20 protein-coding genes are annotated in these 19,025 nt (G+C 60.2%); 4 read left to right on the plus strand and 16 right to left on the minus strand.

The features are described 5' to 3' along the window. Window position 1 precedes the first annotated feature (1 nt). The 5 genes from AC1DF8_RS20625 to AC1DF8_RS20645 are packed head-to-tail and all read right to left on the minus strand — an operon-like array spanning window position 2 to window position 4,567. Window positions 2-700 carry an ABC transporter ATP-binding protein gene (locus AC1DF8_RS20625; protein WP_478154715.1) on the minus strand — a complete coding sequence of 233 codons (699 nt, stop codon included), beginning with the start codon at window positions 698-700 and terminating at the stop codon, window positions 2-4. Further along, on the minus strand, window positions 700-1,446 hold the full coding sequence (locus AC1DF8_RS20630) for an ABC transporter ATP-binding protein (RefSeq protein WP_478154716.1): 747 nt from the start codon (window positions 1,444-1,446) through the stop codon (window positions 700-702). Before AC1DF8_RS20630 ends, AC1DF8_RS20625 begins: the two co-directional genes overlap by 1 nt. Continuing rightward, window positions 1,443-2,480, minus strand: coding sequence for a branched-chain amino acid ABC transporter permease (locus AC1DF8_RS20635; protein WP_478154718.1), 1,038 nt, complete (start codon window positions 2,478-2,480; stop codon window positions 1,443-1,445). Before AC1DF8_RS20635 ends, AC1DF8_RS20630 begins: the two co-directional genes overlap by 4 nt. Then, window positions 2,477-3,337 carry a branched-chain amino acid ABC transporter permease gene (locus tag AC1DF8_RS20640; RefSeq protein ID WP_478154720.1) on the minus strand — a complete coding sequence of 287 codons (861 nt, stop codon included), beginning with the start codon at window positions 3,335-3,337 and terminating at the stop codon, window positions 2,477-2,479. The genes AC1DF8_RS20635 and AC1DF8_RS20640 overlap by 4 nt, the downstream gene beginning before the upstream one ends. Window positions 3,338-3,391: 54 nt before the next feature. Further along, window positions 3,392-4,567 (minus strand): ABC transporter substrate-binding protein, encoded by a 1,176-nt coding sequence (locus tag AC1DF8_RS20645; RefSeq protein WP_478154722.1) that lies wholly within the window; start codon window positions 4,565-4,567, stop codon window positions 3,392-3,394. A 333-nt stretch (window positions 4,568-4,900) separates the two neighbouring features. Between AC1DF8_RS20645 and ppk2 the strand changes: the two genes are divergently transcribed. Next, on the plus strand, window positions 4,901-5,809 hold the full coding sequence (gene ppk2, locus AC1DF8_RS20650; protein WP_478154724.1) for a polyphosphate kinase 2: 909 nt from the start codon (window positions 4,901-4,903) through the stop codon (window positions 5,807-5,809). Window positions 5,810-5,892: 83 nt separating this feature from the next. Here the strand turns inward: ppk2 and AC1DF8_RS20655 are convergent, their stop codons facing one another. The 4 genes from AC1DF8_RS20655 to AC1DF8_RS20670 form a co-directional block, all read right to left on the minus strand. Next, window positions 5,893-6,735, minus strand: a complete 843-nt coding sequence (locus AC1DF8_RS20655) for an ABC transporter permease (RefSeq protein ID WP_018114719.1) — start codon at window positions 6,733-6,735, stop codon at window positions 5,893-5,895. Window positions 6,736-6,738: 3 nt separating this feature from the next. Then, window positions 6,739-7,623 (minus strand): ABC transporter permease, encoded by an 885-nt coding sequence (locus AC1DF8_RS20660; RefSeq protein ID WP_018114718.1) that lies wholly within the window; start codon window positions 7,621-7,623, stop codon window positions 6,739-6,741. Further along, window positions 7,620-8,729 (minus strand): ABC transporter ATP-binding protein, encoded by a 1,110-nt coding sequence (locus AC1DF8_RS20665; RefSeq protein ID WP_478154727.1) that lies wholly within the window; start codon window positions 8,727-8,729, stop codon window positions 7,620-7,622. The genes AC1DF8_RS20660 and AC1DF8_RS20665 overlap by 4 nt, the downstream gene beginning before the upstream one ends. 72 nt (window positions 8,730-8,801) lie before the next feature. After that, window positions 8,802-9,977, minus strand: a complete 1,176-nt coding sequence (locus tag AC1DF8_RS20670) for an extracellular solute-binding protein (protein ID WP_029616401.1) — start codon at window positions 9,975-9,977, stop codon at window positions 8,802-8,804. Window positions 9,978-10,213: 236 nt separating this feature from the next. Between AC1DF8_RS20670 and AC1DF8_RS20675 the strand changes: the two genes are divergently transcribed. Together AC1DF8_RS20675 and uxuA are read left to right on the plus strand one after the other, a co-directional pair. Further along, a complete protein-coding gene (locus tag AC1DF8_RS20675) occupies window positions 10,214-10,936 on the plus strand; it encodes a GntR family transcriptional regulator (protein ID WP_478154729.1) in 723 nt (240 codons plus the stop codon). 44 nt (window positions 10,937-10,980) lie between these two features. Next, window positions 10,981-12,168: a mannonate dehydratase gene (gene uxuA, locus AC1DF8_RS20680; protein ID WP_018114714.1), complete on the plus strand. Its 1,188-nt coding sequence runs from the start codon at window positions 10,981-10,983 to the stop codon at window positions 12,166-12,168. Window positions 12,169-12,216: 48 nt separating this feature from the next. On the opposite strand, the gene AC1DF8_RS20685 is transcribed toward uxuA, so the two are convergent. From AC1DF8_RS20685 to AC1DF8_RS20715, 7 genes are all read right to left on the minus strand, one after another. Then, complete coding sequence (locus AC1DF8_RS20685) at window positions 12,217-12,627, minus strand: ACT domain-containing protein (protein WP_018114713.1); 411 nt, start codon at window positions 12,625-12,627, stop codon at window positions 12,217-12,219. Window positions 12,628-12,647: 20 nt separating this feature from the next. Beyond that, on the minus strand, window positions 12,648-13,400 hold the full coding sequence (locus AC1DF8_RS20690; protein ID WP_478154732.1) for a GntR family transcriptional regulator: 753 nt from the start codon (window positions 13,398-13,400) through the stop codon (window positions 12,648-12,650). Window positions 13,401-13,645: 245 nt separating this feature from the next. Then, on the minus strand, window positions 13,646-14,380 hold the full coding sequence (locus tag AC1DF8_RS20695; RefSeq protein ID WP_029616400.1) for a helix-turn-helix transcriptional regulator: 735 nt from the start codon (window positions 14,378-14,380) through the stop codon (window positions 13,646-13,648). 66 nt (window positions 14,381-14,446) lie between these two features. Beyond that, window positions 14,447-14,653, minus strand: coding sequence for a hypothetical protein (locus tag AC1DF8_RS20700; RefSeq protein WP_112543918.1), 207 nt, complete (start codon window positions 14,651-14,653; stop codon window positions 14,447-14,449). A 140-nt stretch (window positions 14,654-14,793) separates the two neighbouring features. Continuing rightward, window positions 14,794-15,162, minus strand: coding sequence for a response regulator transcription factor (locus AC1DF8_RS20705; RefSeq protein ID WP_018114709.1), 369 nt, complete (start codon window positions 15,160-15,162; stop codon window positions 14,794-14,796). Window positions 15,163-15,254: 92 nt separating this feature from the next. Further along, window positions 15,255-15,902, minus strand: coding sequence for a response regulator transcription factor (locus AC1DF8_RS20710; protein WP_018114708.1), 648 nt, complete (start codon window positions 15,900-15,902; stop codon window positions 15,255-15,257). Beyond that, on the minus strand, window positions 15,889-17,478 hold the full coding sequence (locus AC1DF8_RS20715) for an ATP-binding protein (protein ID WP_113204125.1): 1,590 nt from the start codon (window positions 17,476-17,478) through the stop codon (window positions 15,889-15,891). Before AC1DF8_RS20715 ends, AC1DF8_RS20710 begins: the two co-directional genes overlap by 14 nt. Window positions 17,479-18,037: 559 nt before the next feature. Between AC1DF8_RS20715 and AC1DF8_RS20720 the strand changes: the two genes are divergently transcribed. Further along, window positions 18,038-19,024 (plus strand): HlyD family secretion protein, encoded by a 987-nt coding sequence (locus tag AC1DF8_RS20720; RefSeq protein WP_113014886.1) that lies wholly within the window; start codon window positions 18,038-18,040, stop codon window positions 19,022-19,024. Window position 19,025: the final 1 nt, after the last annotated feature.

Consider the following 19,025-nt stretch of genomic DNA (forward strand, 5'->3'; position numbering starts at 1 on the left):
TCTAGACGCTGAGATGTGCTTCGAGGATTTCCGGTGAGGCGAGAAGTGCTTCGGATGTGTCGCGGTAAGTCACCGCGCCACGTTCGAGCACGATGACCTCGTCCGTCAGCGGCAATACTTTACGGGCCTTCTGCTCGACGATGATTGCCGACATGCCTTCGCCGGTGACGATGCGGCGCAGCGCTGCCAGCAGTTCATCGACGATGATCGGCGCGAGGCCCTCCAGCGGCTCATCGAGTAGCAGCACCTTCGGATTGAGCATCAGGGCGCGGGCGATGGCGAGCATTTGCTGCTCGCCGCCTGACAATTGGTTGCCGAGGTTGCGGCGACGTTCCTGCAGCCGCGGGAACATCTGGTAGATGCGGGCGACATTCCAGGCGCCGGGCCGCGCGCTCGCCGTCAGGTTTTCCTCTACCGTCAGCGAACGGAAGATATTGCGCTCCTGCGGCACCCAGCCGATGCCGAGGGGAGCACGCTTTTCCGCGCGCAGCCGGGTGATGTCGCGCTGCTGCAGGTGGATGAAACCGGCGTGGTGGGTGGTGACGCCGATAATGGTGTTGAGCAGGGTCGTCTTGCCCGCGCCGTTGCGGCCGAGCAAGGCCAGAGAGCGGCCTTCCTCCAGCGTAAAATCGACCTTGGCAAGCACATGGGCTTCACCATAACCGGCGATGAGGCGTTCGACCCGAAGCAATTCGGCCATCAGGCATCCTCCCCGAGATAGATGGCTTTGACCTGCGGGTCTTTGGAGATTTCGGCGACGGTGCCTTCGGCAAAGAGAGCACCGGCAGCGAGCACCGAAATACGGTCCGCGAAAGAAAAGACGAGATCCATGTCGTGTTCGATTAGCACGACCGTAACATTGGCGGGCAGTTCGCGGACGATGCCGAGAACCTCATGGCGCTCTTCTTCGGGAACACCGGCGGCCGGCTCGTCGAGCAGCAGCACTTTCGGCTGCATCGCAATCGCAAGGGCGATCTCCAGGAGGCGCTGCTTGCCGTAGGGCAGCAGCGTCGTCGGCATGCCCATGACATCGACAAGGCGGAAGCGCTCAAGCAAGGCGGCTGCTTCATCGGCAACTTCGCGGTCTGCCGAAAGCGGCCGCCAGGCGAAGCGACCATGGCCCTTGCGCTCGCTGATCGCCAGCATGACGGAATCGAGCGGCGTGAAATCACCGAAGAGCTGGTTGATCTGGAAGGTGCGGGACAGGCCCTTGCCGACGCGGCGATAGGAGGAAACGCCGGTGATATCCTCGCCGGCAAGCAGGATCTCGCCGGTGTTCGGCGTCAGAACGCCAGTCAGTAGGTTGATGATCGTGGTCTTGCCAGCGCCGTTCGGGCCTATCAGGGCGTGGCGTGCGCCATGGCGGATTTGCAGCGAGACATCATTGGTGGCGACGAAGCCGCCGAAGCGTTTGACGAGATGGCGTGTTTCGAGGGCAATGGTCATTTGCTCTCCTCCGCAATGGTATGCTGCATGTTTGCCTGTTGTCGGTGGCGCGCAGCACCGGGCAACAAGGTCTGCCAGCGGGTCAGACGCTCGCGGCCAACCAGAACGATGATGATCAGGACGAGACCGATCCAGAACATCCAATATTGCGGCGTGATGACCGACAGCCAGTTGCGCAGGATGGAGAAGCTGACGGCTCCGAAGACGCCGCCATAGAGATATCCGACGCCGCCGATGACAAGCACCAGCAACACCTCTGCAGAACGGTGGAAAGCGAGCACGTCGGGCGAGACGAAGCTGGTCGTCTGCGTCAGCAGCGCGCCCGCGATGCCGGCATAGGCAGCCGAGATCGTATAGACCGCGACGATGCGGCGGGTGGGCGAGATGCCGAGCATGGAGGCTCGGCGCTGGTTGCGCTTGATCGCTTTGAGAGACAGGCCGAAGGGCGAGTTGACGATACGCCGCGCAATGTAGGTCAGAACGACAAGCACAATCAGGCAGTAGATATATCCGGTGCGGCCCCAGAGATCGAATTCGAAATAGCCCAGGATCGGGTTCAGCATCACGCCGCTCAGGCCGTCGGCGCCGCCGGTGAGCCAGGCGGCCTGGTTGACGAGTTCGGCGAGTAGCATGGCAACGCCGAAAGTTGTCATGAGGCGGGTAAGGTCGGAGCCGCGCAGCACGAGGAAGCTCGTCAGCAAGCCGAAGAGGCCGCTGACGAGGGCGGCGGCCACCAGGCCGATGAGGGGCTCGCCTGAGACATAAATTGCAAACAGACCGGCGGCATAAGCGCCGAGGCCGAAGAAGGCGGTATGGCCGAGCGAGACGATGCCGGCATAACCGAGGATGAGATCCAGAGAGACGGCGAAGAGCGCAAGAATAGCGATCTCCGTCAGGATCAGCATCTGCGACGGCAGTGTGAAGATCGCGGCGATGGCGACCAGCCAGAGAGCGAATTCCCAGATCTGCCAGCGGCCGGCGCGCTTCAGGAGTTCCATGGCCTTGCTGGAGGCGTTGCTGTGTTCGCCGCTCATCGGCCGCCCTCCCGGGAGAAGAGGCCATGGGGCCTGACGATCAGCACGAGGATCATCACGGCGTAGATGATGAAGGCGCCGAGCTGCGGCACGTAATATTTACCGGCGACATCGGCAATGCCGAGCAGCAACGCGGCAATGAAGGGGCCCGTTATCGACGAGGTGCCGCCGACAGTGACAACGATCATGAAATAGATCAGGTACTTCAGCGGAAAGTTCGGGTCGAGACCAAGCAGTTCGGTGCCGAGCGCGCCGCCGAGGCCGGCAAGGCCGGAGCCGAGTGCGAAGGTCAGCGCGAAGATGACGGAGACATTGATGCCCATGCCGCGTGCGACACGTCCGTCATCGACAGCGGCGCGAAGCTGGCTGCCGAAGCGGGTGCGGGTGAGCGCCAATTGCAGTGCGACGGTGAGAACCGCGCAGATGATGATGATGAAGAGCCGGTAACGGCCGATATCGATGCCCAGAAAGCCGAAGCGGCCGCTGAGTTCGGGTGGCAGGTTGATCAGTTGCTGCTGGCCGCCCATAAAATAATCGATGGCCGATATCGCCATGAAGACGAGGCCGATCGAAAACAGCACCTGATCAAGATGGGAAGCCGAATAGAGGCGCCGGTACAGCAACCGTTCCAGCACGACGCCAACGAGTGCGGTGACGATGAAGGCGGCAGGCAGGCACCAATAGAAGGAAATGCCATAGCGGTTCATCATGATGACGGTGACGTAACCACCAGCCATGGCAAAGGCGCCGTGCGCCAGATTGACGAAATTCATCAGGCCTAGCGTGACCGACAATCCGCAGGCGAGAACAAAGAGAAGCATGCCATAGGCGATGCCGTCGAACAGGATTGTCAGCATGAGACCTCACTGCATGCAGGCGGCGGAATTGCTTCCGCCGCCCGTTCCCTGGGCTTACTTGGCAGCCGCGTTCGGATCGTGGATCTTCGGATAGGTCGCGAACTCGACATTGTAGAGTTCGCCGTTCTTCTCCTTGACCTCGCGCATGTAGATATCCTGCACGATGTCGCGTGTATCAGGATCGATGGTGATGGGCCCGCGCGGGCTGACGAATTCCATGCCCTTCATGGCGTCGACGAGTTTGGTGCCATCCGTGTCGCCGCCGGTCTTTTCGAGTGCGGCATAAGCGACATGCATGGCATCATAGCCGCCGACCGACATGAAGTTCGGGCGCATGTTCTTGTTGGCCTTGCGTACTTCGGCGACGAAAGCCTTGTTTTCCGGGCTGTCGTGATCGGTCGAATAGAAATGACCGGTGATGACGCCCTTGGCGGCCGGTCCCATGCCATTCAGGAGATCRTCGTCGGTGACGTCGCCGGTGGCGATCAGCTTGATGCCGGCATCGGCAAGACCGCGATCGACGAACTGCTTCATGAAGATTGCGCCGACACCTGATGGCACGAAGACGAAGAGGGCATCGGGCTTAGCGTCGCGTACACGCTGAAGGAAGGGTGCAAAATCGGGGTTCTGCAGGGGAACGCGGAGTGCTTCGACAACCGTGCCGCCTTCTTTCTTGAACTGGTCGGTAAAGCCCTTCTCGATGTCGATGCCCGGCCCATAGTCTGTCACCAGGGTGACGACCCGCTTGAGGTTGTTCTGGACTGCCCAGGTGGCGACCGGAACGACGGATTGCGGACCGCCCATCGAGGTGCGCACGAAATAGGGCGACTGTTTCATGATGGCCGAGGTCGTGGCCGAGGTGATGATCGCCGGAACCTTTGCCTGGTTGAGAACCGGGGCGACACCCATGGCAAGCGGCGTCAGGCCGAAGCCGACGAGCATCTTGACGCCATCATTGACGACGAGTTCCTGGGCGATGCGGCGGGTCTGGTCGGCCGTGCCCGCGTCGTCACGCAGCACGAGCTCGATCTTCTTGCCTGCAACCGTGTCGCCATTGATTGCCATGTATGCGCGCGCGCCGGCCTCGACCTGACGGCCGGTTGAGGCAAAAGGACCTGTCATCGGCAGGATCACGCCGATCTTCACCGTTTCCTGCGCAAATGCAGGCACCCCAGCAAGCGTGGCGAGCGCCGCGCCTGCTATCAATAGTCTTCTTGAAAACGAAATCATGTATACTCCTCCCATTGTTGCGCATCATATCTCTCTCCCGGAGATATGCCGCGACCTGAACGTTTTTCTTCTCTCCTCCAGAGGAAAACGCCATTGTCGCGAAAATTGCTCAGCGACGTCAATGTATACATAAAACTTGACATGGTACAAGCTGCCGCTACCTGTCAGACCTGCAAACCATGCCTGGCAGACTGATCACGAAAGGCTCGGCGGACGGTCTCTTGCGCTTGCCAGTTTTGCGTTTTGTCAAAGCAAATTTTCGATCGTCGCAACTCTGTCATATAGCTATGGCGAGAACGTGCTTTATCGAGCGAATTGAACAGGGAGCGTGCCATGATCGAAAACACTCAGCTCGACCGTATCAAGAACGAAATCGCCGACAGCTTCGACGAGGAGCTGGAAATGCAGATGGAGGAGGACCGGCTCGACGAGCTGGTCGCCGAGGGCATGTCCGGCGAGGCGGAACAGACGCTCGAGCGCAAACTCTATTTCCGCGAGCTCTTCCGTCTGCAGCATGAGCTGGTTCGCCTTCAGGACTGGGTCCACTACAAGAAGTTGAAGGTGGTCGTGCTTTTCGAGGGCCGCGATTCCGCCGGCAAGGGTGGTGCAATCAAGCGCGTGACCCAACGCCTCAATCCGCGCGTCTGCCGCGTCGTGGCGCTGCCGGCGCCGACCGAACGCGAGCGGAACCAGTGGTATTTTCAGCGCTACACGCCGCATCTGCCGTCGGCGGGCGAGATGGTGCTCTTCGACCGCAGTTGGTACAACCGTGCCGGCGTCGAGCGGGTCATGGGCTTCTGCACGAAGGACGAGCTGGAAGAGTTCTTCCGCTCCGTGCCGGAATTCGAGCGCATGCTGGTCCGCTCCGGCATCATCCTCATCAAGTACTGGTTCTCGATCACCGATGAGGAGCAGGAGTTCCGCTTCAATATGCGCATCCACGATCCGCTGAAGCAGTGGAAGCTCTCGCCGATGGACCTGCAGAGCCGCGTCCATTGGGAGGAATATACCAAGGCCAAGGAAGAAATGCTCGCCCGCACCCATATTGAGGAAGCGCCGTGGTGGGTTGTTCAGGCCGTCGACAAGAAACGCGCGCGCCTCAATTGCATTGCCCATCTGCTCGGCCAGATCCCGTATGAGGACGTTCCGAAGGAAGGGATCGTGCTGCCGGATCGCGTGCGTCACGATGACTACCACCGCACCCCGGTTCCGCCGGAAATGTATGTTCCCGAAGTCTACTGATTGAAGTGGCTGCGGCCGGTTTCCGGCAGCAGCGCCTTTTCAGCATGTCGCGCAAAACTGATTCACGCGTTGCGCGACATGCCTCAATGCGCCGATTGCTGCTTGGCGCGGGCGACGATCTGGGTCGGATTGACGAATTGCAGCGCGATGATGAGCCAGAAGAGCGTCGTCACCATATAGATCACCGCCATCGCATCGATTGATTGGCTGGCTCGTACGCCGGATGCGAAGACCGCATAATAGAGAGAGACGACAAGCGTCTGGGTCTGCGGTCCGGCGATGAGGAAGGTCAGCTCGAACATCGCGAGCGTGCGCACCAGCACGAGCAGAAGTGCTGCCAGCATGCCGGGCAGCAGGAGCGGCAGCAGAATGCGGATAAAGAGGCTGGTGGTGCCGGCACCGAAGACACGGGCGGCGGCCTCAATGCGTGGATCGATCTGCTCGATGAACGGGATCATGACGAGCACGACGAAGGGGAAAGACGGCACGAGGTTGATCAGCACGACGCCCCAGAAGGTGCCGCCGAGCCCGAGCTGGTAGAGCACTGTTGCCAGCGGAATGCCGTAGGTCAGCGGTGGGATCAGCAGCGGCAGCAGGAAGAGCAGAATGATGGCGCGCTTGCCCGGGAAATCGCGCCGCGCCAGAGCATAGGCTGTCAATACGCCCAGAATGCCCGAGATGATGACGACGACAAAGGCCATCTCGAAGGTAACGATGACGACGCTGGATAGCTGGAATTCGCTCCAGGCGCTGAAATACCAACGATCCGTCCAGCCGCGCGGCAGCCATGTGCCGAGCCAGCGTGTGGCGAAAGAGTTGACGATCACGGCCGCGATGACCGCAAGCAGGTTGAGGACAAAGAGGGTCGCGAGCGCCCAGACGGCGATGCGCCAGATCTTCGAGGTAAGGCCCTGGTCACGGATCATGGCTTAGCCTTTCGTGCCGCCGGCCGGGCCGCGGTAGAAGAAGGAACGCGCACCGAGGACGGCGACGACAACAATGAGCTCGACGCCACCCATGATAATGGCGATCGCCGTGCCGTAGGAATGATCATATTGCTCGAAGGCGGCTTGATAGGCTGCAATCGAGATGACGCGCGTCGGACCAGCCGGCGCGCCGAGCAGGACGGCGGACGGGAAGACGGCAAAAGCCTGCACGAAGGAAAGGCAGAAAGTCACGGCGAGACCGGGCACCAGGAGCGGCAGGAACACGCGCGTAAAGCGCTGCCGTGCATTGGCGCCGAGCGTGGCGGCAGCCTGCTCGATCGCCGGGTCGATGCCGGTGATATAGGACAACGTCAGCAGGAAGGCGAAGGGGAAGCCGGTAATCAGCAGCGAGGCGAAAACACCCCAGTAATTGTTGGTGAGCTTGACCGGTGAATCCAGGATGCCGAACAGGATGAGCGTCTCGTTGAACCAGCCGCGCGGGCCGAGAAAAGTCAGCAGACCATCGGCGACGAAGACAGTACCGAGCGTAATCGGCAGTACGAGGATCGTCGTCAGTAGCCGCTGTCGCCGCATCAGTCGGACGCGAAACGCAACCGGGACTGCGAAGGCCAGGTTGACGATCGTGACCGGCAAGGCAAGCCACATCGTATTGGCGATCGTGCCGTACTGGAACTGGTCCGAGAAGAATTTCGCGTAATTTTCGTACCAAACGCCGCCATCCTTCGGCATCAGTGAATCCGCAACGCCGTAGACGAAGGGGTAGATGAAGAGGGCGATCATGAAGATCAGGCCTGGCAGCACCAGCAATGTCGTGCCGTCAAGGCCCTGAGCGGCAAGCCGGGTTTTCAGTGAGGGACCGCCATTCATGCTGGCGCCCCTTTGAAGACCAGCGAGCGCCCCGCGACGGGCTGCAGAGTGGTGGCAGAGCCGCGCGGCAACGCATCATCGGAGCGGAAATACAGCTCCGATCCGTCCGCCGAACGGGCCATACCGAAGAAGGCACGCCCGCGATATTCGGTGTTCGCGACAATGACGGGAATGCCGCTGTCGTCGGTGGTCGCAACGAGATCTTCGGGACGCACGGAGAGCACTGCGGCATCGCCGACCTTCAATGTGTCGCGCATCGTGCCGGTCAGTCGCGCACCCGCGGCCTCGATTTCGGCCTCGGTGCCGGAGATGGAGACGACGCGCCCGGGAATGCGGGTGCGGAAGCCCATGAAATCGGCGACGTTGAGATTGACCGGGCGCTGGTAGAGATCCTGAGGCGTGCCGATCTGCTGGATATGACCCTGGCTCATGACAACGATGCGGTCGGCAAGCGACAGGGCTTCGTCCTGGTCATGCGTGACATAGATGGTCGTCGAGCCGATCTGGTCGTGGATACCGCGGATTTCGGCGCGCATTTCCAGGCGCAGCTTGGCGTCGAGGTTGGAGAGCGGCTCGTCCATCAACACGATCGGCGGGCGGATGACGATTGCGCGGGCAATGGCGACACGCTGCTGCTGGCCGCCGGAGAGCTGGCCGGGCAGCTTGTCCGCCTGACTTTCAAGACGCACGAGCGCCAGCGCATCGATGATGCGCTTGTCGGCTTCCGTGCCGCTGATGCCCTGCATGGCAAGGCCGAAACCGACATTCTTGCGAACGCTCATGTGCGGGAAGAGGGCGTAACTTTGAAAGACCATGCCGAAGCCGCGCTTTTCCGGCTCCAGCTGGTCGATGCGATTGCCGCCGAGGCGGATTTCGCCGCCGGACAGGCCAAGCAGGCCGGCAATGCAGTTCAGCGCGGTGGATTTTCCGCAGCCGGAGGGGCCGAGAAGTGCGATGAATTCGCCGGGTTCGATCGTGAGGTCGATGCCATCAAGGGCGTTATAAGCGCCGAAAGATCGCCTGATGCCATCGAGCTCAAGGCGCGCATTCTTCCGCGATGACGCTGTTGCTGCGTTCTGAACCGGCAAAGTCAATGCAATCTCCATTTATCGGCAACCATGGCCGTTAGAAATCCGGCGCCGAGATACCCGGCGCCGGCTCATTTCAATCACCGATAATCAGCCCTTCTTGGCGCCGATCTTCTCGTCCCAGATGCGGAAAGCCTGGACGAGCTGCTTGGGCTCGAGCGGCACTTCCAGCGGGCTGCCGGCGATCCAGTCGGCATATTCCGGCCGGCCGAATTCCTTGATGGTTTCCTGGCTTTCTGCAGGCGCCATCTCGAGCGTGACATCCTTTACCGCCGGGCCTGGATAGAAGTAGCCGGCATCATAGGCGATTGCTTGCTGTTGCGGCTGATAGATGAAGTTCAGGACGTCGAGCAGAACGCCAACCTTCTCGTCGGAAACGCCTTTCGGGATCGCCGCATAGTGAGCGTCGGTGACCCAATGGAAGCCTTCGAGCTTGCCGACCTTGGCTTCCTCGGGAACGATGCCGAGCGCGCGTGGGTTGATGTCCCAGCCGGTGGTGGTTGCGACGATGTCACGCGTGCCTTCGCCGAGTTCCTTGAAGACCACTGCGGTGCCGGTCGGGTAATATTCGATGTTTTCGCCGAGAGCGGCGAGATATTCCCAGGTCTTGGCCCAGCCGTTGACCGGATCGCGCGGATTGCTGTCGCCGAGAAGATAGGGCAGGCCCATCAGCAGCGTGCGGCCTGGGCCGGAATTGGCGGGGCGCGCATAGAGGAACTTGTTCTTGTTCTGCTTTGTCCAGTCGAGCAGCTCCTGCGCCGTCTTCGGCGGGGTCGCCACCTTGTCCGGCATATATTCGATCAGCGGGCCGGACGGGTAGTAGGTGATGACGACGCCCTGGTCCTTGGCGAGTGCCTGCATCTTGAAAGCCTGCGGCAGCAGGATGCTTTCAAGATTGGGAAGGGCGGATTTCTTGGCGGAGAGGTCGACCCAGAGACCCTGGTCGACACCGGCCGAAAGCGCGTCCGTGCCCGTCAGCACGAGGTCGATATCGACCTTGCCGGCAGCCTGCTGGGCCTGGATTTTAGCCGGCAGTTCCGGAGCGGGGGCCTTGGTGAAGGAAAAGCTGGCGACGAATTCAGGCTTGGCCTTGGCGTAGTTCTCGAACATGCCCTGCGTCAGCGCCAGGTTGCCCGCGACGTCGACGATGGTGATGGTGACCGGCTTTGCCGGCGCCTTGGCCTGTGCGAAGGCGCGAAGCGGCAACATTCCGGCCGCGGCGACGCCGGCAGCTCCGCCGACGAAGGTTCTGCGTGTAATCTTCATTCTATCCTCCTCCTTTGCGGCGGTGCCGGCCTTTGCCCCGAGCCCGCCCGTTTGCATCGCAATGCACGTCCAATGCTTCGATGCGCCGGCTTTCCGGCAGCATCAAATGCTCGCAGCTCGAAGCTTTTCCTCCGGGTGCAATGCCATGTCGCCGTTCTCCTCCGCGGCATATCTTGGCAACAGGGTTCAATTGATATACTAGTATGCACGAAAGTGTCAACGTCCCGAGACCATGCATGCGGCAAGCTTCCGACCCTGAAATCCTTGCCTTCCCGGCGCCCCACGACGCGGGCGGAAAGATCCGCCGCGTGACGACGGCCGTCGCAATCCACGAGCGGTTGCATGCCGATATCGTCTCTCTGAGGATCCCGCCCGGTACCGTGCTGCAGGAAAAGCGGATCGCAGAGGATTTCGGTGTGAGCCGAACGCCGGTGCGCGAGGCGCTGCTGAGACTGTCCGAGGGTGGACTCGTCGATATCTATCCGCAATCGGGCACGGTGGTTTCGCGAGTGCCGGTCTCGGCCATTCCGGAAGCGGTCGTCGTGCGCAAGGCGCTTGAGGGGACGACGGTCGAGATAGCCGCTGGCATTGCGACGGGGGCCGATATTGCGCGGCTGGATGCGATCATCGCCCGCCAGAAGACGCATGCCGCACTCGGCAACGCTTCGAGCTTTCACGAAGAAGACGAGGCCTTCCACGAGGCGATCGCACAGATTGCCGGCTATCCCGGCATCTGGACCATTCTGAAGACGGTGAAGGTGCAGATCGACCGGGCACGACGGCTGACGCTGCCGGTGCTCGGGCGCATGGACAATGTCGTGCGCGAGCATATGGTGATCCGCGACGCCATTGCTGCCCATGATATCGGGGCGGCGCGAGAAGCCATGATTCATCACCTAAGCGCCGTTATACCTGACGTCGCGGAGCTGYGCTCGCAGTTCCCCGACTATTTCTGCTGACGGCGGAACGACAAAACGCAGATACAAAAGGAGAGAAAGACGAGATGCGGCAAGGTTGGAGATGGTTCGGGCCGGAGGCGCCGGTCACGCTGGACGAGGTGCGCCAGACGGGTGCGACGAACATCGTTTCGTCGCTGCATCAGGTGCCGATCGGCCGTGCCTGGACAGAGGCGGAAGTACGCGAGCGCCAGGCGCTAATCGAAACCACGCCGGCCGGACGTTCGCAGCTGACCTGGAGCGTCGTCGAAAGCATTCCGATCCCCGATGCGGTCAAGCGCAAGGGTGGTCAGGCAAAGGCGGAAATCGAGGCCTGGATCGCCAGCCTCGAGGCGGTGGCCGCCTGCGGCATCCCGATCGTCTGCTACAATTTCATGCCTGTCGTTGACTGGACGCGCACCGACCTCGATTACGTGACGCCGACCGGCGCCACCGCCATGCGCTTCGATCATGAGCGTTTTGCCGCCTTCGAGCTTTTCGTGCTGGAGCGTCCCGGTGCTGCCGAAGAATATTCTGAAGAAGACAAGACACGAGCCAAGGCTGTCTATGAAAGCATGACGGAAGCGGAGATTGCCGAAGTCACCCGCATCATCACCTCGGCTCTGCCCGGTTCGACAACCGAACCGCTGACCATTCCGGCCTTCCGCGAGAAGCTTGTTGCCTATCAGGGCATCGACGCGAAGAAGCTTCGCCAGCATCTCATCGAATTCCTCGAGGCCGTGGTGCCGGTTGCGGAAGCGCGCGGCGTCAAGCTGACGCTGCATCCCGACGACCCGCCGCGCTCGCTCTTTGGTCTGCCGCGCATTGCTTCGACGGCAGAGGACTATGCGGCGCTTTTCGATGCCGTCCCGGCGGCCGCCAACGGCATGTGCTATTGCACCGGCAGCCTCGGCGTGCGTGCCGGCAACGACCTGCCGGCGATTGCTCGCCGTTTCGCCTCGCGTATCTATTTCGCGCATCTTCGGGCCACGACCCGCGAGGGCGATGGTCGCACCTTCCATGAAAGCGCGCATCTTGAAGGCGACGTGAACATGGTTTCCGTGCTGAAGGAACTGGTGGCTGAGGACCGCCGCCGCAGCGCCGACCAGTCGATCGTCTTCCGTTCGGATCACGGCCACCGCATGCTTGACGACTTGCAGAAGAATGTCACACCCGGCTACCCGGCAATCGGCCGTCTTCGCGGCCTTGCAGAGTTGCGCGGCATTCTGCACGCACTCGACGCACCGCCGACCTGATTTTCTGTTTGCAAGCAGTTCCAGCTAAACCGATTTTGCTGGAATTGCTTAGCTCCGGCTCGCCGCCGAAAGCCGCCTCAGCGCTTCGACGGCCCGATCGGCGTCGCCGGCCGGCACGAAAATGTGGTCGTGGTAATAGCCCGCGACCACGTTGGCGCTGATGCCGACCTCCTTCAAGGCCTGGGAGAAGGCGGCTGTCAGGCCTACGGCTTCAAGTGAGGAATGCACTTTCAGCGTGATCTGCCGCAGCGGCGCGCTTGCCTGCAGGCCGGCCTCGGTCGCCCTATCCTGCGGCAGGATGAGTGTCAGGCCTTCCTTTTCATGAAACAGGGCAAGCGGGCGAAGATGGAGATAGTCTTCCAGCCGCGAGGCCGGCACGGCACAATAGACGAATTCGCCTGCCACCAATTCCGGCTCCATCGTCGCGAGAAGGACTGAGAGGTCGGTAATGCCTGTCATGCCGTTTTCCCTGATATCCCTTACTGTGAAAAGATGTTCTCAAGCACCGAAAGACCGGTCACATGGTTGGATCGGATGAGCGCAGCTGCGAGTATCGGATCGCGATCCTCATAGGCACGGCACAGGCGTTCGTGGTCCTCGTAGGATTTCTGCAGGCGGCCGGGCTGGGATAGACTGATACGGCGCAAGCGAAGTGTTCTCAAAAGCAGGGAATCGACGATCTTCTTGACCGTGCGATTACCTGCGAGTTCGGTATTGCGTTCGTGAAAGTCGATATTTGCCCAGAAATAGGCGTTCACGTCGCCGGCCTTGCTCGCGGTTTCCATGAGTTGCATGATCGGCTGCAGGGTGCGGATATCGTCCAGCGACACATCACGCGCAATATCGCCGGCGATCAGTTCCAGGAGATTGGCACGGACGCGGTAGATATCGCGAATTTCCTTGATCGAAAGACTGGCAACGCGCGGGCGACGGCGCGGCGGGATTTCGACGAGCCCTTCCTTTTCCAGAAGCATCAGTGCTTCGCGGATCGGCGTCCGGCTCGTCTTGTAGCGCCGTGCAAGCTCGACGGAGTTCAGGTCATCGCCCGGCTTGCGAATGTCCTCGATGATTTCGGCTGCTACTTCGCGGGCGATAGTGGAAACGAGTGATGGCCTGTCATGCTGTTCAGTGACAAGACGCGCGGCAACCGCTTCGGCGCGTTGACGCGAGTCTGTATACCGCGGATCGCCCGCGGCGTGGACTATATCGGTTGACGTGTGTTCGGCGGACAAGAGAACTCCCAGGAAATGTCCCTCCCACCAGGAGCTTAGCATGCTCTGTCGACAACGAAAACTATAAGGCAAGTATTTGCCTTGCATGCGCAGGTTGAGGCGGTTCACGCCCGGTTTGGCGGAATCTGGCCCCTTTCCTTGATGCCGATCTCCGCTGATATGTGGCGGCAGATATCTCGTCGGCGGTCGCGCAGTGTTGCTTGAGGCGGCCTCAATCCGGGGAGCGTCTTAGAGCCCGGAGGCCTTCAGATGAGACGGAAACGATAGGCTCTCACGACGGCCTGCATGCGGTTGACGGCATCGAGCTTGCGCATCGCCGTTTTCAGGTAACCGTTCACCGTATGGGCGGAAATATGCAGGATGATGGCGATCTCCTCGCTGCTCTTGCCGGAGGCTGACCAGCGCAGGCATTCGATCTCGCGAACGGTCAGGCGCTCGTAATCGGCGAGCGGCGGCTCGGTCGCCAGGCTGAAGCTGTCCAGCGACTTCAATACGGCAAAGACCATGCGCGCGCATTCCTGCTCGTCGGGCGGGCTGCGCAGGCCAGAGAACATGATGACGTAGTGCCTGAGAATGGCGTCATGCAGTGTAAAGCTGATGGTGTTGTGAAGGCCGAGATCCTCGAAATTGCGGGCGAGTTTTTCCGAGTTGCTTGCGTTGCCGGGCTGGGCGAACATGCCCGTGCCGGAATAGATCGGCATGATGGTCTTCTTCAGGTCCTCGATCAGCTGGCTGCGCCAAAAGAGATCGGAAGCGTCGTAGCGGTCGATCAGCTCCTGTGGCCAGTTGCCGGCAATGATATTGGTACGAAAGCCGAGCTTGTCAGCCTGCGGAAAGCTGGCAGCCAGAAAGAAGCGGAAGCCATGTGCCTGCATGACATGTTGGAGGGCAGCGGAGAAACTTCTCGTGGGATCGGCATGGACTGTGGCGCTGGCTGCGTCCCCTGGTAAGGAGAACTTTGCCCTATTCTTGAGGATCATGGATCGTCTGCCGGCAAATGCACTGACCGGCCGGGAGGGAGCCGGTCAGCGCCAGGAGGAGGGGGATCAGAAAGGCGTCCGGTTGATTTCTTCCGGGCGACGGTACGCGGCAATGCGGACTGGCTGGTATTCGTAGATCGGGTTTTCCGGTTCCAGACGCAGAAGCGCACAGTGGAACTTGTAATTCACACCGGTCACGATGTTCGAAAAGATCACATCCATGAGGATATTCTTTCCGACGCTGATAAATATTGGGCGCTTGAGCTTTATCATGGCGTTCACCTCGTTTCTTCTGTCCGCCTTACCGGATCCAACGAGGTTAACTATAGTCTTTATTGCTTCCATCCTGAATTATACATAGGTGTATAATTTGATTTGATCTTTTGGCGGAAACAATACTCCCCTGCTGAGCCTTACGGCTTCAAAGCCATTTCAAGATAGTTGATGAGAGAATCGAATTCGACCGGCTTGCCCAGAAAGGCCAGCGCACCGCCTTCCATGGCGGCTGTGCGGGTTCTTTCGTCGCGATAGGATGTCATGAAGATCATCGGCGGTTTTTCAGGTTCGCCGTTGAGGATTGCCTGCAGTTCGATCCCGCTCAGTCCGGGCATCTTGACGTCGACCAGCATGCAGTCGATGGCCGCCCTGTCATTAAAGGCCAGAAACTCTTCCGCCGAGCAGAAAAGCTTGCTCTGGTAGCCGCAAGACTGGATCAGATCGTCAAGCGCCTCCCGGATAGCCTGGTCGTCATCGACGACAGCGATTGTGGATGTATGTGACACGAGATTGCTAGCCTTGCTTATTCTTACATTACGTTAGGCTATATTAAGAGATCGAGGCCATGTCGCGGTACCATACAAGGGTCTAGGTTCCGCTATCTGCCTTCCAGCATTTCGGCCTTGCGCACCAGATCGGCCACCGATCGAACCTGCATCTTGCGCATGACGTTGCCGCGATGGAGCTTCACTGTAATCTCGCTGATGCCGAGATCGTAGGCGATCTGCTTGTTCATCAGACCCTTGACGACGGCGGCCATGACTTCCCGCTCGCGGGGTGTCAGCGTATCGACAAGTGAGGCGACCGCATCGCTTGCCGCCATTTCCCGCCGGCGGCCCATATCCTTCTCGATCGCGATGCCGACCGCATCGAGAATATCCTGGTCTCGGAAGGGCTTGGTGAGGAAGTCGACAGCACCGGCCTTCATGGCGCGCACACTCATCGGAATATCGCCGAAGCCGGTCATGAAGACGATCGGCATCCTGCTGCCGATCCGCTCCAGATGAAGCTGGAAATCCAGTCCGCTGAGACCTGGCAGGCGTATGTCGAGGAGAATGCAGCCCGGCCGGCGCAGGTCGGCGGTATCGAGGAAGGCGGTCGTTGTCGCGAAGGAGACGGCGTCCATCTGGATCGACCGGAAGAGGTCGACAAGCGACTCGCGAATGGATTCGTCATCATCGACGACATAGACAATCGGCGATGCCGATTGAGAGGTTGCCTTCGATGCGGCGCTAGTGTTGGTCATGGTCGTCCTCAATCGGTATGATCATTTCGAAGATGGCGCCCCCCTCAGGATGATTGCCGGCAATCAACTGGCCGCCTCTTGCTTCCAGCGTACTGCGGCAGATGGAGAGCCCCATGCCCATTCCAGAGGGCTTGGTCGTGAAGAAGGGTGTGAAGAGCTTCGCCATGGCCTCCTCGCTGATGCCGGGGCCGAAATCCCTGACGGAGAGGCTGACGAATATATCATCCTTCCTGCCGAGCGAGACCAGAATCTTGCGCCGGTCGATTGCCGTTTCTCGCATGGCCTGGACTGCATTGGTGACGAGGTTGATGAGGACCTGTTGCAGTTCGATGCGGATCGCCTTCACCGTGAGCGGCGCTTCGGCTGGGCTGACATCGAACTCGACCATGTCGCGCTGGAAGTCGTGCTCCATCAGGGCGCGTGTTTCCTCGATCAGCGTCTCGAGATCGACCTGTTCGGGTGTGCGATCGCCCTGCGTCAGCATGGAGCGGGTATTGTGGATGATTTCGCTCGCGCGCTGACTGTCGCGAATGATGCGCTCGGCCGAACGGCGCACGGCGGCGAGATCCGGCGGCTCGCGGTTCAGCCATCTGAGCAGCGTCTGGGCGTTGACGACGATGGCGCCAAGCGGCTGATTGAGTTCGTGAGCGAGCGAGGCGGACAGTGTGCCGACGGTCGCGGCGCGTGAAGCTCGGGCAAGCTCATCCTGAGCCTCGCGAAGGGCCTTCTGCATCATTTCCCGCTGGGTGATATCCACCATGCCCACCACCACGCGATTGAAGGCGGAGGGATCTTCCGGAAAACTCATGCTCATGATGACAAGCCTGCTTTCGCCATTCTCCGTGATCAGATTGCCCTTGCCCTCGAAATGACGTTCGCCACAGAAGATCGCATCCATCAGGTCCAAAAAGGTGTCGTCATCGGGCGCGATGTAGCGGCGCATCGTGCGCGAGTGCAGGCCGTCGGTCATATGGCCCAGCAGCTCCATTGCAGCGTCGTTTGCGGCGATGGTGCGAATAAGGCCTGTGCAGGCAACGATGACGCCTGGATTTGTTCGATAATAGTCTTTGAGATCGCTCACACCTTCCGCCTTCAAAGACATCAAGAAGGATCGCACTGCAGAATAATCGCGCTCCCAGAGTGCAATACGGCTGTGCTCGAAGATGTAGCGATAGCGGGTTTCGCTGTCACGAAGATGCAAGTTGGCTTCGATGAGGCCGACGCGCGCGGTTTCGTTTCTGAGGATTAGGGCACAGGTGATTGTAATGGCGGCGAGGGAAACAGCCAACCGTAGTTGGGCGGGGACATTCTCCTCAAAGCCATGCGAATAGAAATAGGCGAAAAGCGTAAGGATGATGGAGACAATTGCAAGGAGGGTGGTGCCGATCCTCGTCAGAATTTCGGCTGCTAGCAGCAGCACGATAACATAGAGAACGGCGATGGCGCTTTCGATCTCGGTGAAGGCATCGACATAGAACACGGCGACAGCCAGCGCCAGTGCGATCAGGCCGAGCGCGATCTCATGCGAGACTGTTCCCCGCCGGTTGATCAGTTTCAATGTAATTGATGATACCATACCCGCTCGCCGTTGGTTTCGGTCTACTATCCATACAGTCTAGTGCGCGGTTACCTTAATGACGTGTTTATCGGCGCAAAACTATACCAAAGTGTTGGAAGCATGGGCCAAATTGTCTGCGCGTGTCAAAAAGAAAGACCGTCCCGGGCGGCGGGACGGTCTATGGCGGATGGGAGTATCCGCGGGGCTTCGGCGGAGGGGGACGCCTGCCCTGGAGGTGGCAAGGGGCGGTGCCACCGGGTTAGCTTGAAACCGTGAATGGTCAGGTCGGTTCCGAGCTACGAGTAGAAGGTAGATCCAAGAGCCCTGAGACATAACTATACTTAGGTTTTGGTCCGGCCATACAAAGCGGCAGGTCGGTTTGCTCGGGCGAACGGTTTTGAAACCTTTCCGGACGACTTCCGCAATCGCAATAGGTGGCAAGTGGAGCCGATGAAGTTCCCCGGACGCGATCAAGACTTCATGGCATGCGGAGGCGCCGCTGCGTGCTTGTCATATTGCCAGCGGAATAATCCTGAGACACAGTCAGCCGGAACACTCCATCTGAACGAGGGTACCGATGAAGGCAGCAGGAATGGTTCGGGCAGTCGTGGGGATTATAGCCCTTGTCGTTCTTGGTGTTCTCTTGTGGTTTGCGACGCGACCGCCGCCGCTGGTGGTACAGGGCGAGGTATCCGCCAACCGCGTCGATATCAGCCCACGGGTTGCCGGCCGCATTCTCAAGCTCAATGCCGATGTCGGCGACAATGTCGAAAAGGGCACCGTTATCGCCGAGCTGGAAAGCCCGCAATTAACGGCGACGCTGCATTTGGCCGAAGCGGCAGTCGGCGTTTCAGAGGCTGATCTCACCCGCGTCAACAGCACGCGCCCCGAAACGATCGATGCGGCCAATGCCGAGCTTGCAGCGGCAAGTGCCGATGTCACGCTTTATCAGGAAGAGTCTGCTCGTCAGGCCCGGTTGATCACGACGGGCGCCTCCTCACAGGCGCAGGTTGAGCAGACTGCCCGCAATCTGGAAGCCGCGATCCGCAAGCAGGAATCTGCAGCCGCCAATGCACGGCTTGCGATAGCCGGTTCCAGCAAGGAAGAGAAAGCGCTTGCCGCCGCTCAGGTGGAGCAAGCGCGCGCGTCCCTCAATCAGCGGCAGGTCGATGTTTCGGAACTGGTCATCCATGCGCCGATATCAGGCCAGGTGACGACGCGCGTCGCCGAGCTTGGCGAAAATTTCAGTGCCGGTTCGCCCCTGTTTTCGATCATCGACCTGCAGAACCCCTGGTTCACATTCAATCTTCGCGAGGACCTGCTGAAGGGCCTCAAGGTGGGGGATGGCTTCGATGTCACCGTTCCGGCGCTCGGCGGTGGCTCGATTCCGGTCAAGGTAACGATGATCAACGCGCAGGGGCAATATGCGACGTGGCGTGCGACACGCGCGACCGGGGATTTCGACCTGCGCACCTTCGAGGTGCGCGCCGTTCCGGCCAATCCCCTCGAAGGGCTGCGGCCGGGCATGAGCGTCATCGCTTCCTGGCCGCCGGCGGGGCGTTGAG

The organism is Rhizobium sp. 05N49 (assembly GCF_056396805.1).

Bases quoted from the DNA above. Each gene is read 5' to 3' on its own strand.
- AC1DF8_RS20625 (WP_478154715.1), bottom strand. From the start codon at position 700: ATGGCCGAATTGCTTCGGGTCGAACGCCTCATCGCCGGTTATGGTGAA.
- AC1DF8_RS20630 (WP_478154716.1), bottom strand. From the start codon at position 1,446: ATGACCATTGCCCTCGAAACACGCCATCTCGTCAAACGCTTCGGCGGC.
- AC1DF8_RS20635 (WP_478154718.1), bottom strand. From the start codon at position 2,480: ATGAGCGGCGAACACAGCAACGCCTCCAGCAAGGCCATGGAACTCCTG.
- AC1DF8_RS20640 (WP_478154720.1), bottom strand. From the start codon at position 3,337: ATGCTGACAATCCTGTTCGACGGCATCGCCTATGGCATGCTTCTCTTT.
- ppk2 (WP_478154724.1), top strand. From the start codon at position 4,901: ATGATCGAAAACACTCAGCTCGACCGTATCAAGAACGAAATCGCCGAC.
- AC1DF8_RS20655 (WP_018114719.1), bottom strand. From the start codon at position 6,735: ATGATCCGTGACCAGGGCCTTACCTCGAAGATCTGGCGCATCGCCGTC.
- AC1DF8_RS20660 (WP_018114718.1), bottom strand. From the start codon at position 7,623: ATGAATGGCGGTCCCTCACTGAAAACCCGGCTTGCCGCTCAGGGCCTT.
- AC1DF8_RS20665 (WP_478154727.1), bottom strand. From the start codon at position 8,729: ATGGAGATTGCATTGACTTTGCCGGTTCAGAACGCAGCAACAGCGTCA.
- AC1DF8_RS20670 (WP_029616401.1), bottom strand. From the start codon at position 9,977: ATGAAGATTACACGCAGAACCTTCGTCGGCGGAGCTGCCGGCGTCGCC.
- uxuA (WP_018114714.1), top strand. From the start codon at position 10,981: ATGCGGCAAGGTTGGAGATGGTTCGGGCCGGAGGCGCCGGTCACGCTG.
- AC1DF8_RS20685 (WP_018114713.1), bottom strand. From the start codon at position 12,627: ATGACAGGCATTACCGACCTCTCAGTCCTTCTCGCGACGATGGAGCCG.
- AC1DF8_RS20695 (WP_029616400.1), bottom strand. From the start codon at position 14,380: ATGATCCTCAAGAATAGGGCAAAGTTCTCCTTACCAGGGGACGCAGCC.
- AC1DF8_RS20700 (WP_112543918.1), bottom strand. From the start codon at position 14,653: ATGATAAAGCTCAAGCGCCCAATATTTATCAGCGTCGGAAAGAATATC.
- AC1DF8_RS20710 (WP_018114708.1), bottom strand. From the start codon at position 15,902: ATGACCAACACTAGCGCCGCATCGAAGGCAACCTCTCAATCGGCATCG.
- AC1DF8_RS20715 (WP_113204125.1), bottom strand. From the start codon at position 17,478: ATGGTATCATCAATTACATTGAAACTGATCAACCGGCGGGGAACAGTC.
- AC1DF8_RS20720 (WP_113014886.1), top strand. From the start codon at position 18,038: ATGAAGGCAGCAGGAATGGTTCGGGCAGTCGTGGGGATTATAGCCCTT.